This is a genomic window from Pseudomonas sp. TS_SC_3, from assembly GCF_056156225.1.
Genome location: NZ_CM149586.1, coordinates 3405639 through 3420501 on the forward strand (window position 1 = coordinate 3405639; position 14863 = coordinate 3420501).

Consider the following 14863-nt stretch of genomic DNA (forward strand, 5'->3'; position numbering starts at 1 on the left):
GATTAAGCCTCACGCGGGTCCGGGTTTTCCAGCACGGTTTCGGTCTGTTCCTGACGGAACTGCTTGAGCGCCGTATGGAAATGCGGGTGCTGGTGGCCGAGAATGCTCGCCGCCAGTAACGCCGCGTTGACGGCACCGGCCTTGCCGATGGCCAGGGTGGCGACCGGAATACCGGCCGGCATCTGCACAATCGACAGCAACGAGTCGACGCCCGAGAGCACGGCCGACTGCACCGGCACACCGAGTACCGGCAGGTGGGTCTTGGCCGCACACATGCCCGGCAAGTGGGCTGCACCACCGGCACCGGCAATAATCACCTGAATGCCGCGCGCGTCAGCCTGCTCGGCGTACTGAAACAGCAGGTCCGGCGTGCGGTGGGCAGAAACCACCTTCACTTCGTACGGGATGCCCAGCTTATCCAGCATCTCGGCGGTGTGGCTAAGGGTGGACCAATCGGACTTGGAGCCCATGATCACGCCAACCAGTGCGCTCATCGTCGTGCCTCTTCTCAAGTGCGCCCACGGGCGCGGCAAAAACCAACAAGCCACGCGGGATAACCGGCGTGGCTTGTGTGCGAATTCCGGCCGGTGCGACCGGCCAAAGGCCGCGCAGTATACCGTAAAGCCTGGGGGCTGCTGCCATTTCCTGCACGGCCGCGCTAAACGGCACGCGCAGCGAAATAGCCAGGCACCTGCCTTAACCGCTTGTCACTCAGACCCAGGCCGCCGCAAAAACCTCGCTAGTGTTGCGCTGGGACAAAGTCCTGCTGAGTCAGTGCACGCACACTGCCCCAGCCCGTTCATTAAACAGGAGTTGCCCATGAACACGACCATGAAAGCAGCGGTGGTTCACGCCTTTGGCGAGCCACTGCGCATCGAGGAAGTTAGAACGCCATTGCCAGGTCCAGGACAGATTCTGGTGAAGATCGAAGCCTCGGGGGTGTGCCACACCGACCTGCACGCCGCCGAGGGTGATTGGCCGGTCAAACCCAGCCTGCCTTTTATCCCCGGCCACGAAGGCGTTGGCTACGTGGCTGCCGTGGGCAGCGGCGTAACCCGCGTAAAAGAGGGCGACCGCGTTGGCGTGCCGTGGCTGTACAGCGCGTGCGGTTGCTGTGAACACTGCCTGACCGGCTGGGAAACGCTCTGTGAAACCCAGCAAAACACCGGTTACTCGATCAATGGTGGCTTTGCCGAATACGTCATCGCCGACCCTAACTACGTTGGCATTTTGCCCAAAGACATCGGCTTTCTGGAAATTGCGCCCATCCTTTGCGCTGGCGTCACCGTCTACAAAGGGCTAAAGGTCACCGGCGCGCGGCCTGGCCAATGGGTGGTGATTTCCGGCATCGGTGGGCTGGGGCATGTGGCCGTGCAATATGCGCGGGCCATGGGCTTGCATGTTGCCGCCGTGGATGTGGATGACGCCAAGCTGGAACTGGCACGCAAGCTCGGAGCCAGCCTGACCATCAACGCACGCAAGGAAAACCCGGTTGAGGTGATTCAGCGTGACATCGGTGGCGCTCACGGCGTGCTGGTCACGGCGGTGTCTAACGCGGCGTTTGGGCAGGCCATCGGCATGGCGCGGCGACACGGCACCGTCGCTCTGGTCGGCCTGCCGCCAGGCGACTTCCCGACGCCGATTTTCGATGTGGTGCTTAAGGCCATCAGCATCACCGGCTCCATCGTCGGCACCCGCGCCGACCTGCAAGAAGCCCTGGAGTTCGCCGCCGAAGGCAAGGTTAAAGCCACGGTGCACAGCGATACGCTGGACAACATCAACGGCATTTTCGAGCAGATGCGCAACGGCCAAATCGAAGGGCGCACGGTGCTGCAGTTCTAGCCTTCACCAATCGATACCACCGGCAGGCACCGCAGCGGTGCCTGCACCACCGCCCCAACCCTGTAACCACTGGCCGGCACCTGGCGCCATGGCGCGGCATAATTCTTGCGTCATTCCGGCATCTAAACTGGTGCGGTTATTCCAATGATGCATGCCTACCTGACCACCCTGCATGTGGTCGCGCAAATCCTCGATATTTTCACCGCGCACGCTGAGCTCACCGAGCAACTGTTGGCAGACAGCGGCATTGCGGCGGCCGATCTAGCCTGCGCCGATACGCGTATCACCCGCACACAAGAGCTGCAGGTGTGCGCCAATGCCCTGAAGTTGCGCAGTGACCTGGGCTTGGCACTGGGCCGGCGCATGCATGTGTCGGCCTACGGCATGGTCGGTTACGCCGCCCTCTCCAGTGCCACCTTTGGTGACGCCTGGCGGTTGCTGCTGCAATACCCGGCGCTGCTCGGCACCTATTTCAAGCTGGATATGCACATCGAAGGCGAGCTGGCCTGGGTCAGCGCCAGCGATTACCAGCACAGCCCGGAGCTTGAAGTATTCAACTTGGAAATGTGCCTAGCCTCGCTCAAGCTGATCGGCGATGACCTGCTCGGTCAGCCCCTGCCGCTCAGCGCCGCGCAGTTTAGCTACCGCGAACCGGCTTACAGCGCGCGCTACCCGCACAGCTTCGCCTGCCCGCTGCAGTTCAATGCCGCGCGCAATGCGTTTGCCTTCCCCGCGCGCTGGCTGCAGCAACCGTTGCCGCTGGCCGATGCGGTCACCCACCGGGAAATGCTTGAGCGCTGCCGCAAGCAAAATAGCGAGTTCAACAGCCGCCAAGCCTGGCTCGCGCGCATCCGCCAACTGCTGGCCGAACAGCTGACGGCGCCACCGGGCCTGGCGCACCTGGCGCAGCAGATGCACTGCTCGCCGCGCACCCTGCGCCGGCACCTGCAGGAGCTGGGCACGCATTACCAGGAACTGCTAGACGAGCTGCGCTTCGAGCGGGCGAAAACCCTGCTTGGCCAGGATGATTGGCCAATCTGCCGGATTGCCGAATACCTCGGCTTTAGCGAAACGGCCAGTTTCAGGCACGCCTTCCAGCGCTGGAGCGGCGTGGCGCCGAGCCGTTTTCGCGCCTGAGCCTGCGCCGTGCGGTGGCAGGGACTTGTGGGAGGGGCTTTAGCCGCGATAACCACGATCAAACAGCTCGCCGCTAAAGCGCCTCCCACGAAATGCCATGGCGACCGCGCAATTTGTGGCTGCCATCCCTGGCAGCCACCCTACGGACCATCGCTGCGCGACATTAAAAATCGCTCTCGGCGATTTTTTTGGCCACTTCGATCCCCTTTTGGCCGTTGCCAGCGTTCTCCATTCCGGCCGTACAGGCGAACAATGCAAGCACAACAAAAAGCCTGGAGCCGTTTCACATGCTGACTTTTTACAGCGACGACCATCACCTGCACCACGGCAGCTGCGAGCTGATCGATGGCCAGCTGATGCCCTGCTTTGAGAAACCGCAACGCGCCGACCATATTCTGCAGCGCGTTAAAGCGCGTCAGCTCGGCGACGTGCGCCCACCGCAGGATTTCGGTCTGGCGCCGATTGAGCGCATTCACAGCGGCGCTTATCTGGAGTTCTTCAAAGGCGCCTGGGCGCGCTGGCAAGCGCAAAACGGCAGCGGCGATCTGCTGCCCTTTACCTGGCCGGCGCGCACCCTGCGCCAGGTCATCCCCAGGGATCTGCACGGCCAACTCGGCTATTACAGCTTCGACGGCGGTGCGCCGATTACTGCCGGCACTTGGCAAGCGGCTTACAGCGCTGCGCAAGTGGCACTTAGCGGTCAGGCCGCGATTTCTGCCGGCGCGCATAGCGCTTTTGCCCTGTGCCGCCCACCGGGCCATCACGCCGCCGGTGAGCTAATGGGCGGTTACTGCTACCTGAATAACGCCGCCATCGCCGCCCAGGCGTTTCTCGACCAGGGCAAGCAGCGCGTGGCCATCCTCGACGTCGATTACCACCACGGCAACGGCACTCAGGACATCTTCTATACCCGCAATGACGTGCTGTTCGCCTCGATCCACGGCGACCCGACTGATGAATTCCCGTTCTTCCTCGGCTACGCCGATGAACGCGGCGAAGGCGCGGGTGAAGGCTGCAACTTCAACTACCCGTTGCCGATGGGCAGCCCGTGGGCGGTGTGGAGCGCGGCGCTGGATCAAGCCTGCCAGCGAATTGCCGAATATGACGCTGAGGTGATTGTGGTGTCGCTGGGCGTGGACACCTTCAAGGACGACCCGATTTCCCAGTTCAAGCTCGACAGCCCGGATTACCTGGCTATGGGCCAACGCATCGCCGCCCTCGGCAAGCCGACCCTGTTTGTGATGGAAGGCGGTTATGCGGTGGAAGCCATCGGCGTCAACGCGGTCAACGTGCTGGAAGGATTCGAAGGTAGGTAGTACGCAGCAACAGCAAAGGGTGGACCGGGGCGCGCAGCTGACGCTCTTCTCGTCCACCGCGAGCAACCCAGATAACCCGGGTGGATGGGTAAAGCGCCATCCACCCTACGCAAGATAAACAATCACATAAGGGTGCGAAACAATGACAACAATCAAACACCTACTCGCCGTCGCCCTCTGCGGCGCAACCCTGCTGGCCACTGCGGCCCAGGCGCAAACGCCGGATAAGCCGCGCGAGCTGCGCGTCTACAACTGGGCCGACTACATCCTGCCCTCAGTGCCCAAAGAGTTTGCGGAAAGAACCGGGATCAAGCTGACCTGGGACGTGTTCGAAAGCAATGAAGCCCTCGAAGCCAAGCTGTTTACCGGGCGTTCCGGCTATGACCTGGTGGTGCCGAGCAATAATTTTCTGGAAACCCAGATCAAGGCAGACGTCTATCAAAAGCTGGATAAATCCAAGCTACCCAACTGGCAGCACCTGGACGAAGGCTTGATGCAATTGATGTCCGCCAACGACCCCGGTAACCAATACGCCGTGCCCTACATGTACGGCACCGTGCTGATCGGCTTCAACCCGGAGAAGGTCAAGGCAGCGCTGGGTGCCGATGCGCCGGTGGACAGCTGGGACCTGATCTTCAAGGAAGAAAACATCAGCAAGCTCAAGCAGTGCGGCGTGGCCATGCTGGATTCGCCCGGTGACATCCTGCCCATCGCCCTGCACTACCTGGGCCTAGACCCCAACAGCAGCAGGCCTGAGGACTACGAAAAAGCCAGCGCGCTGATGCTGAAGATTCGCCCCCACGTCGCCTACTTCCATTCCGCCAAATACATGACCGACATCGCCAACGGCGACATCTGCGTGGCCATCGGCTACTCGGGCAGCTTTTACCAATTCGCCAACCGCGCCAAGGAAGCCGGCAACGGCGTGGTGGTCGACTGGCGTCTGCCGAAGGAAGGCGCGCCGCTGTGGTACGACTCCTTCGCCATCCCGAAAAGCGCGCAAAACGTCAGTGAGGCCCATGAGTTCCTCAACAACCTGCTCGAGCCGAACGTGGTGGCGCCAATCAGTGACTTCCTCGGCTACCCCAACCCGAACAAGGACGCCATGCCCCTGGTGGGCGCAGACATCCGCGACAACCCCAACCTGACCCCAACTAGCGACGCGCAAAAAACCCTCTACGTGCTACAACCGCTGCCGCAGAAAATCGAGCGCGTGCGCACGCGGGTGTGGAACACCATTAAGTCGGGTACTTGATGCAGCCGATGCCTGGTTAAACTAAATAGCCTTCAACCTGGTTAGTGTGCCAGCCATGGGTGTGCTAACCAGACTTAAGCATCATCAAAAAAACAAGGATCACGTTATGCAGTTATCTGCCCGCTCCACCCTGCTGGCAACCGCCATCCTGGCCGCAACTAGTACCTGTGTATGGGCCGCGCCACTGGACGGTGGCGCAGTCGCCGCACCCGACCAATACGGCGCCAAAGTAGCGGCACAGGTGCTGAAGTCTGGCGGTAATGCGGTGGATGCGGCCGTAGCAACGGCCTTTACCCTGGCGGTGACTTACCCCGAAGCCGGTAACATCGGCGGTGGTGGTTTTATGACGTTGTATATGGACGGCAAACCGTTTTTTATCGATTACCGCGAAGTAGCCCCCCTGGCGGCCAACAAAACCATGTACCTGGACGACAAGGGGGAGGTGATCGAGAACATCACCATGGTCGGTGCTAAAGCTGTTGGCGTGCCGGGCACCGTGATGGGTTTATGGGAAGCACACCAACGCTTTGGCACAAAGCCCTGGAGCGAACTGCTGACCCCTGCCATTGGCTATGCCCGTGAGGGTTTCACCGTGGCCGAACAGCAGTACCAATACCGTGAAGATGCGCTAGCACTGTTCAATGACCAAACCAACTTTGCCGATTATTTCGGCAGCATGCGCCCTGGGCAAACCTTCAAGCAGCCAGAGCTTGCGCAGACCTTGGAGCGCATTGCGGACAAAGGTGCGCAAGAGTTTTATCAGGGCAAAACAGCTGCTCTGTTGGTCGCGCAAATGCAGCGCGACGGTGGCTTGATCAACGCCGAAGATCTGCAGACCTATCGCGCAGAATGGCGTGAACCGATGCGTGTCGACTGGCAAGGCAACACCCTGTACACCGCGCCGCTGCCAAGCTCGGGGGGTATCGCGCTGGCCCAGCTAATCGGTATCAAAGAACAGCGTGCAGCCGATTTCAAAGGCGTTGAGCTCAACTCCGCCCGCTACATTCACCTACTGGCAGAAATCGAAAAACGCGTATTCGCTGACCGCGCGGATTACCTGGGCGACCCCAAATTTTCAGACGTGCCGGTCAAGCAACTGGTGGATGCCGAGTACATTGCCAAGCGTGCTGCGGAAGTTAATCCGGTGGCCATTTCCGCTACTGAAAAAGTCCGTCCTGGCCTGGAAACTCACCAAACCACACATTTCTCAATCATCGATGCCGATGGTAATGCTGTAAGTAATACCTACACCCTCAACTGGGATTACGGCAGCGGTGTGGTCGTCAAAGGGGCGGGCTTTTTGCTCAATGACGAGATGGATGACTTCAGTGCCAAACCCGGTATCGCCAATGCCTTCGGTGTAGTCGGCAGCGATGCCAATGCAATCGAACCAGGTAAGCGCATGCTCTCCTCGATGAGCCCAAGCATCGTCACCCGAGACGGTCAGGTCAGTCTGATTCTCGGCACGCCAGGTGGCTCACGTATCTTCACCTCGATTTTTCAGGTGCTGAACAACGTGTATGACTTTGGCATGCCGCTGCAAAAAGCCATCGATGCACAGCGCGTACACCACCAACTGCTGCCGAAAGACACCATCTACTATGACGCTTACGCACCACTCACCGGCAAGGTCGCCGAAGAGCTGACAAGCATGGGCTACACCCTAGAAGATCAGGGTTGGAACATGGGTGATATTCAAGCGATCAAAGTCACTGGCAGTAACGTGGAAACCGCCTCCGACCCACGTGGTCGTGGTACCGGCCAGGTCGTACCACGCTAAACCGGGCAGCCCCAGAGCGAGGTTGGTTATGCGCCGACCTCGCCACTTTGCAACTTGCGCCAGAGCAAACGCACCGAGGCTTTGCGCACCAATGCGCAGCGGTACAGACGGATTTCCAGCGGCACCTGCCACTGTTCATCACCACACACCACCAACTCGCCACGTGCCAGCTCGGCGGTTACCGACAGTTTTGGCACCCAGGCCACGCCCATGCCTTGCAAAGCCATGCTTTTCAGGCTGTCGGCCATCGCGGTTTCATACACCGTGGTCGAACGCAGCGCGCGTTGGCGCAGCAGCAGGTTGACCGAGCGTCCGAGAAACGCTCCAGCGCTGTAGGCCAGCAGCGGTACGCTTTGGCCACTGTTGAGGTCAAACAGCGGCGCGCCATCTTCGCCCACCGCGCACACCGGCAGCATTTCCGTGCGACCCAGGTGCAGCGAGGGAAAGATTTCCGGGTCCATTTGCAACGCGGCGTCCGGGTCATAAAACGCCAGGATCAGATCACAGGCGCCATCGCGCAGGGCGTGGATGGCTTCGCCGACGTTGGTGGCGACCAAGCGGGTGTTCAACGGCAACCCTTCACGGCGCAGGCGGGCGATCCACTGCGGGAAAAACCCCAGGGTCAACGAGTGCGCGGCGGCAATCTGCATCACTTCGCCCTGCTGGCCTTCAAGGTTGTGCAGGTGGCGCACCACCTCTCCGAGTTGCTCGACAATGCTGCGCGCCGTGACCAAAAACAGCTGGCCGGATTCGGTTAATTCGACAGGTGTGCAGCTGCGGTCAACCAAGGTCAGGCCGAGCATGTTTTCCAGGCTACGGATACGCCGACTGAATGCCGGCTGAGTGACGAAACGCTTTTGCGCCGCCTGGGAAAAACTACGGGTAGCGGCCAGGGTGACAAAGTCTTCCAGCCATTTGCTTTCAAGGTTCATCGTCACTCCTGTTTTGTAGGGTGGATAACGCTGTTTTTATCCACCTGCCTGGCCGCGTACGGTGTGGTGGATGGGTAAAGCGTCATCCACCCTACTCCTCTCACAAGCACGGCGTACGTTCTGGTCAAGCGGCACGTCACACCCATGTTATGCCGATTATGCATGACCCAGCGTTTAACAGCATTGGCCAGTATCCGCCTGCAGCCCCTAATCTACGGGGCATCGCGGCTTATGCCGTATTCCCTGAGATAGTAACCACCATGTCCGCTGCTGCATCCACTCGCCTCGAAAAAGACCTGCTCGGCACCCTCGACGTTCCCGCTGACGCCTATTACGGCATTCAGACCCTACGCGCCGTGCAGAACTTCCGCCTGTCCGGCGTGACGCTGTCGCACTACCCGAAACTGGTAGTCGCACTGGCCATGGTCAAGCAGGCCGCCGCCGATGCCAACCGCGAGCTGGGCCACCTGTCCGCCGCCAAGCACACGGCGATCAGCACCGCGTGCGCACGCATCATTCAGGGCGAGTTCCACGACCAGTTTGTGGTCGACATGATTCAGGGCGGAGCCGGCACCTCGACCAACATGAACGCCAACGAGGTGATCGCCAACATCGCCCTGGAGGCCATGGGCTTCGAGAAAGGCGATTACAAGCAGCTGCACCCAAACAACGACGTGAACATGGCGCAGTCGACCAACGACGCCTACCCGACCGCTATTCGTCTGGGCTTGCTGCTGGGCCACGAAAGCCTGCTCACCGCGCTGGATAAGCTGATCCAGTCGCTGTCGAAAAAGCACCTGGAGTTCAACCACGTGCTGAAGATGGGCCGCACCCAGCTGCAAGACGCCGTGCCGATGACCCTCGGCCAGGAATTCCGCGCGTTCGCCACCACCCTCGGCGAAGACCTGCAGCACCTCAAGCTGCTCGCTCCAACCCTGCTCACCGAAGTCAACCTGGGCGGCACCGCTATTGGTACCGGCATCAACGCTGACCCGCAGTACCAGCTGATGGCCGTTAAGCGCCTGGCGATCATCAGCGGCCAGCCGCTGACCCCGGCGGCCGACCTGATTGAAGCCACCTCGGACATGGGCGCGTTCGTGCTGTTCTCCGGCATGCTCAAGCGCACTGCAGTGAAGCTGTCGAAGATGTGCAATGACTTGCGCCTCCTGTCCAGCGGCCCGCGTACTGGCATCAATGAAATCAACCTGCCCGCGCGCCAGCCCGGCAGTTCGATCATGCCCGGCAAGGTCAACCCGGTGATCCCGGAAGCGGTCAACCAAGTGGCCTTTGAAGTGATTGGCAACGACCTGGCGCTGACCATGGCCGCCGAGGGGGGCCAGCTGCAGCTGAACGTGATGGAGCCGCTGATCGCCTACAAGATTTTCGACTCAATCCGCCTGCTGACCCGCGCCATGGATATGCTGCGCGAGCTGTGCATCGACGGCATCACCGCCAACGAAGCGCGCTGCCGTGAGCTGATGGAAAACTCCATCGGCCTGATCACCGCCCTCAACCCCTACATCGGCTACGAAAACGCCACGCGCATCGCCAAGGTGGCGCTGGAAAGTGGCCGCAGCGTGCTGGAGCTGGTGCGTGAGGAGAAGCTGCTGGGTGACGCCGAACTGGCCGACATCCTGCGCCCCGAAAACATGATTGCTCCACGCCTCGTCCCACTGCAGCCTTAAGCCAGGAGAGTGGTCATGCACAATCTGCCGCCGCCCGGCTTTCTCGCCATTCACCCGCCGCGCCGCCTGTGGCCCAGCGTACCGGTGTTTAGCCACGAGAGCCTGCCACCTGCTGCGCAACACGCACAGGCGCAGCAGCGCCGCGACAATCCGCGTCCCCCGCGCCAGGTAACACTGGCCGGCTGATTCACAGAGCACCACCACGCGCCGCCCCGCAAGGAGCGGCGCGTTTTTTTGGCCATAGATCAGGCCATTACGCCCCAGCCAGCCGGACGGCACCGCTCAAAGCCGTAGCAGACGGCCCACAAAAACGACAATCCGGGTAATCACATGAGTCAGCGCACACCCTCTTCCTTAGGCTTCCTGCGGCGCATGCCGCTGTGGCAGCAAATCCTTATCGGCCTCGGCCTTGGCGTGCTCACCGGCGTGGTGTTCAAGGCCGACGCTCTGGTGCTGGCGCCCATCGGCACGCTGTTTCTCAACGCGATCAAGATGCTGATTGTGCCGCTGGTGTTTGTCTCCCTGGTGGCCGGTATTACCGCCATGAGTGATAGCGCCAAGCTCGGCCGCATCAGCGTCAAGACCATTGCCATCTACCTGATCACCACTGCTTTTGCGGTGAGTATCGGCCTGCTGTTCGGTGCCCTGTTCACCCCCGGCGAGGGCATGAACATGGTCGCCAGCGCCGCCCAAGAGACCAAGCAAGCACCCTCGCTGGTGCAGATTCTGGTCGGCTTGGTGCCGACCAATCCGGTGGCGGCTTTTGCCGAAGGCAATATTCTGCAGATCATCGTGTTCGCCATCGCCTTGGGCGTGAGCATGAACCTGATCGGCGAAAAAGCCGCACCGGCCGTCAAGCTGTTCGACAGCCTGGCCGAGGTGTTTTACAAACTCACTGACCTGGTAATGCGCTGCGCGCCAATCGGCGTATTTGCCCTGATCGCCGGCGTGGTGGCGTCTCACGGCATCGAAGTATTACTGCCACTGGCCGAGGTGATTGGCGTGATCTACCTGGCCAGCATCGCCCACCTGTTGCTGGTGTATGGCGGCATGCTGGCCTTGCTGGCGCGGCTCAGCCCGCTGCGCTTCTTCAAAGGTGTAGCGCCAGCATTGGCGGTGGCCTTCAGCACCTCAAGCAGCGCCGGCACCCTGCCGGTGTCGATTGAGTGCGCGCGCAAGAACCTTGGCGTGTCGCAAGGCGTGGCCGGCTTCGTGCTGCCGGTGGGCGCCACCATCAACATGGACGGCACCGCCATTTACCAAGGCGTACTGGCGCTGTTTATCGCCCAGGCCTTTGGCGTTGACCTCAACGCTGGTCAGTACCTGATGATCATCCTCACCGCGACCCTGGCCTCGATCGGCACCGCCGGCGTGCCCGGCGCCGGGCTGATCATGCTCGGCCTGGTACTGACCTCGGTGGGTTTGCCGCTGGAAGGCGTGGCGCTGATTGCCGGTATCGACCGCATCCTCGACATGGCGCGCACCACCGTCAACGTGGCCGGCGACCTGATGACCACCACCTTGGTGGGCAGCAGCGAGAACGAGCTGGATCGCGAGATCTACAACAGCGACAACCCTCAGTAAAATAGCCCGCCCTGCACTGAAAACGCCCCGTCAACCTTGAGTTCACGGGGCGTTTTGCTAATGGTCTGTGGCGGCGCAAACCGCCTTGCGCCCAGCCGCCATAGCCGCCGCACCTCGCGACCCGCTGTGCACGCGGGCAGTCACCGTTCTGTGCATCCGTGTAGGCTACTGCGCTTACCGTCCCTAATGCGGAGCCGCCTGCGATGCCCTTTTTAACCAAGCTGCCACGCCACATGCTGCTGGCGTTGGCGCTGCTGACGGTTTTATTACCAGGCCAGGTTGCCTGGGCGCAAAGCGAAGATGCTGCGCTTGCCGAGCCAATAGCCGCTGCGGCGATCGAACCCGAGGCGACGCAGCGCGATGAGACGATTCAGGCGCGCATCGACAGTATTTTTGCCGAGCTGGAGCCGCTGCACGGGGTGACGGTTTATGTGGGGGGCGGCGTGGTCATTCTGCGCGGCGAGGTGGCCAATGACATGGCTGCTCAGCAAGCGCTGCGCTTGGCAAGCCGGCTCGCCGGGGTGGTCACGGTAACCGACGAAATGAGCAGAACCCTGGCCGTGGCCGACAATGTGCGCCCGGTGATTGAGCGCCTGCGCACGCAAAGCCTGAATTTTATAAAAGCGCTGCCGCTCATTGGCCTGGCCCTGCTGGTATTAACCGCCTTTGTCTTGCTGGGTAACTTCCTCGCGGCCCGGCAATTTTTATGGCGCAAAATAGCGCCAAACCTCTTTCTTGCCGAGCTGATGGCCCAGGCCACGCGCGTGATCGTCCTGTTGCTGGGCATTATCCTGGCGCTGAATTTATTGGGCGCTGCCACAGTGATCACCACCCTACTCGGCGGCGCGGGGGTCATCGGCCTGGCCATCGGCTTTGCCGTGCGCGATACCGTGGAGAACTACATTTCCAGCGTGATGCTGAGCCTGCGCCAGCCATTCCGCGCCAAAGATCATGTGATCATCAACAACATCGAGGGCATCGTTGTGCGCCTCACCTCGCGCGCCACGATTTTAATGACCCTCGACGGCAACCACATGCGCATCCCCAATGCGGCGGTGTTCAAGGGCATCATCCTCAATTACTCGACCAACCCGGAGCGGCGCTTTGAGTTCGAACTCGGCGTGGATGCCGACGATGACCCCGTGGCCGCGATGCAGGCGGGGCTGAGTGCCATCAGTGGCCTTGGGTTTATTCTGCAAGACCCCGAGCCCGATGCGCTGATCAACACGGTGGGCGACTCCAATATCGTGCTGACCTTTTACGCCTGGATCGATCAGCGCCAAACCAATTTCTCCAAAGCCCGCAGCCTGGCCATTCGCGCCGCCATGCGCGCACTGGAGGCGCAAGGCTTCACCTTGCCGGAGCCGATTTACCGCTTACGCTTCGATTCTGCGGTCAACACCGCGCTGGTTGCCGCGCTGGATAGCAAGCGCCCCGCCATCGCCCCGGCTGCAAGCCGCCGCGTTAAAGAGGAACGCCCTGCCCGCCACGTTGCGCAGGATGACGGCGTGCTGGATGTCTCCCCGGACACACACCTGGAACAGAAAGTGGAAGCGGAAATCCAGTCTGACCCAGGCAATGACCTGCTCAATAAAAATGTGCCGCGTGAATAGTGCCGCCCCGGACCAAAGGCCGGCGGCTGACGCAGGAAACGCAGCGAACTGTGCCGGTAAACGTCGCCGCAATTGCCGCTTATCCAGCACGGCACGGCGCGCTAGGATGCGCCCTCGCCGCCGGAGTTTTGCCATGTACACGCCACCTGCATTCCGCCAACACGACCTCGCCCTGCTGCAGCAGCAAATCAGTGCCTGCCCCTTGGCAACGCTGGTAACCCCGAGCGCAAGCGGCCTGCAGGCCAGCCATCTGCCGCTCTTGCTGGCTGCCGATGAAGGCGAATTCGGCTCCCTCTATGGCCACTTCGCCCGAGCCAACCCGCACTGGCGCGAGCTGCTGCAAGGCGAAACCCTGGCGATTTTCCAGGGGCCGCAGGCCTATATCAGCCCGACGTGGTATCCGAGCAAGGCCGAACACGGCAAAGCCGTGCCCACCTGGAATTACATAGCCGTGCATGCCCGCGGTCAGGCGCAATTAATTGAGGACAGTGAGGGGCTGCTGCAGCTGGTCAGCCGTCTCAGCGCCGAGCACGAGGCGGGACGCGAACACCCCTGGGCAGTCAGTGACGCCCCCAAGGACTATATCGACAGCATGCTGCGCGCCATTGTCGGCTTCGCCCTGCCGATCCAGCGCCTGGAGGGCCAATGGAAGCTGAGCCAGAACCGCACGGCCGCAGATCGCGACGGGGTGTATAAGGGCCTTAGCGCCAGCCCTGCCGTCGCGGATCAAGCCCTCGCGGCGCGCCTGCCCTAGGCGGCGCTTTACTCAATTTCAAACAGGCCGTTGCGAATCTGCGCACCTGCCAAGCGCTGGCGGATGTCGGCGTCGATACGCGGGTCATCCGGGCTGTAGAGCATCACTTGGCGGTAGGCGTTAACCCGGTTGATGTCGTTGCCGAGAAATTCCCACACCACCCGCGTGCACGCGGGAGTGCGCAAGTCGCCACTCGACACCCCGGTTTTCAAGCCGTTAAGCCGGCCGATCCGGCTTTTGAAGCTGGGGATCAGGATGGTTTGGGTCATCTCATTGCCGGTCAGCGACTCGTAGTCGATGAGAAACAGCCGGTCCTGCAGGTAAAACGCCGCACCTAGATAACGACAGCGCACCCAGTCTTCCGCTTTGCCACTGTCGGCACGCGACGGTTCCTGGCGCTCCTGGCGCTCGAACAGGTAGCTGCCGCGCTCCTCACGCAGCTGCACCAGCGACAGCAGAATTTGCCCCGGCACTGACATGCAATTGGCGTATTCAAAGTAGTAGCCGCAGTAACGCGACAGGCTGCTGGAGTGCTCGCCCAGGGGCTGGAAAAACTCCAACAAGGGGTCACTGCTAACCCGCGCCTCCTGACTGCCACTGCGCGCACCAATCAGGTCGGCGAACTGCTCGGCCGGCAGGTTCATCTCATACGCCTCCACCCCAAAAAAATCGCAGATGCGCTTGAGGTTGTAAGCCGTCGGGCGGCTCTGCCCGCTGAGGTATTTATTGAACTGGGCGCGGTTGATCGCGAGCTTGCGGCACACCTCGGCAATCGACCGGTAATGGCTGCACAACAGCTTGAGATTGAGCCCGAGGTAGTCGGACATGATGGATTTCCTGGTGATGCGAGCGGCGCGATTCTAGCATCAACTCGCATCATTTCGCCGCCACCTGCGAAATTGCATGACTCGCGCGTCTGCTCAACCATTCGGCGCCAGCCATAATTCCTTCACAGAACAACAAGA

The 14863-nt window shown here is 61.2% G+C and carries 13 protein-coding genes; 10 read left to right on the top strand and 3 right to left on the bottom strand.

Annotated features, from left to right (window positions below):
• Positions 1-2: 2 nt before the first annotated feature.
• Positions 3-494, bottom strand: a complete 492-nt coding sequence (gene purE, locus AC0J6G_RS16035) for a 5-(carboxyamino)imidazole ribonucleotide mutase (protein WP_475249371.1) — start codon at positions 492-494, stop codon at positions 3-5.
• 325 nt (positions 495-819) lie between these two features.
• Here purE and adhP point away from each other — a divergent pair, with 325 nt between their 5' ends.
• The 5 genes from adhP (at position 820) to ggt (ending at position 7330) form a co-directional block, all read left to right on the top strand.
• Positions 820-1842, top strand: a complete 1023-nt coding sequence (gene adhP / locus AC0J6G_RS16040) for an alcohol dehydrogenase AdhP (RefSeq protein WP_475249373.1) — start codon at positions 820-822, stop codon at positions 1840-1842.
• A gap of 144 nt (positions 1843-1986) precedes the next feature.
• The gene (locus AC0J6G_RS16045; RefSeq protein ID WP_475249375.1) at positions 1987-2979 is read left to right on the top strand and encodes an AraC family transcriptional regulator; all 993 of its coding nucleotides are present in this window, start codon (positions 1987-1989) and stop codon (positions 2977-2979) included.
• A 287-nt stretch (positions 2980-3266) separates the two neighbouring features.
• Positions 3267-4295 (top strand): histone deacetylase family protein, encoded by a 1029-nt coding sequence (locus tag AC0J6G_RS16050; RefSeq protein ID WP_475249377.1) that lies wholly within the window; start codon positions 3267-3269, stop codon positions 4293-4295.
• Positions 4296-4437: 142 nt separating this feature from the next.
• Positions 4438-5550, top strand: a complete 1113-nt coding sequence (locus tag AC0J6G_RS16055; protein WP_475249379.1) for a polyamine ABC transporter substrate-binding protein — start codon at positions 4438-4440, stop codon at positions 5548-5550.
• Between the two features lie 106 nt (positions 5551-5656).
• Positions 5657-7330: a gamma-glutamyltransferase gene (gene ggt, locus AC0J6G_RS16060; RefSeq protein ID WP_475249381.1), complete on the top strand. Its 1674-nt coding sequence runs from the start codon at positions 5657-5659 to the stop codon at positions 7328-7330.
• A 26-nt stretch (positions 7331-7356) separates the two neighbouring features.
• Here the strand turns inward: ggt and AC0J6G_RS16065 are convergent, their stop codons facing one another.
• Positions 7357-8262, bottom strand: coding sequence for a LysR substrate-binding domain-containing protein (locus tag AC0J6G_RS16065; protein WP_475249383.1), 906 nt, complete (start codon positions 8260-8262; stop codon positions 7357-7359).
• 260 nt (positions 8263-8522) lie between these two features.
• Here AC0J6G_RS16065 and aspA point away from each other — a divergent pair, with 260 nt between their 5' ends.
• The 5 genes from aspA to AC0J6G_RS16090 all read left to right on the top strand — a co-directional run bounded on the left by aspA (position 8523) and on the right by AC0J6G_RS16090 (position 13898).
• Positions 8523-9947, top strand: coding sequence for an aspartate ammonia-lyase (gene aspA, locus AC0J6G_RS16070; RefSeq protein WP_475249385.1), 1425 nt, complete (start codon positions 8523-8525; stop codon positions 9945-9947).
• Positions 9948-9962: 15 nt separating this feature from the next.
• A complete protein-coding gene (locus tag AC0J6G_RS16075; protein WP_475249387.1) occupies positions 9963-10133 on the top strand; it encodes a hypothetical protein in 171 nt (56 codons plus the stop codon).
• 144 nt (positions 10134-10277) lie between these two features.
• Positions 10278-11531 carry a dicarboxylate/amino acid:cation symporter gene (locus tag AC0J6G_RS16080; protein WP_475249389.1) on the top strand — a complete coding sequence of 418 codons (1254 nt, stop codon included), beginning with the start codon at positions 10278-10280 and terminating at the stop codon, positions 11529-11531.
• A gap of 203 nt (positions 11532-11734) precedes the next feature.
• Positions 11735-13144, top strand: a complete 1410-nt coding sequence (locus tag AC0J6G_RS16085) for a mechanosensitive ion channel family protein (RefSeq protein ID WP_475249391.1) — start codon at positions 11735-11737, stop codon at positions 13142-13144.
• 133 nt (positions 13145-13277) lie between these two features.
• Positions 13278-13898: an FMN-binding negative transcriptional regulator gene (locus AC0J6G_RS16090; protein ID WP_475249393.1), complete on the top strand. Its 621-nt coding sequence runs from the start codon at positions 13278-13280 to the stop codon at positions 13896-13898.
• Positions 13899-13906: 8 nt separating this feature from the next.
• On the opposite strand, the gene AC0J6G_RS16095 is transcribed toward AC0J6G_RS16090, so the two are convergent.
• A complete protein-coding gene (locus AC0J6G_RS16095; protein WP_475249395.1) occupies positions 13907-14725 on the bottom strand; it encodes a helix-turn-helix domain-containing protein in 819 nt (272 codons plus the stop codon).
• Positions 14726-14863: the final 138 nt, after the last annotated feature.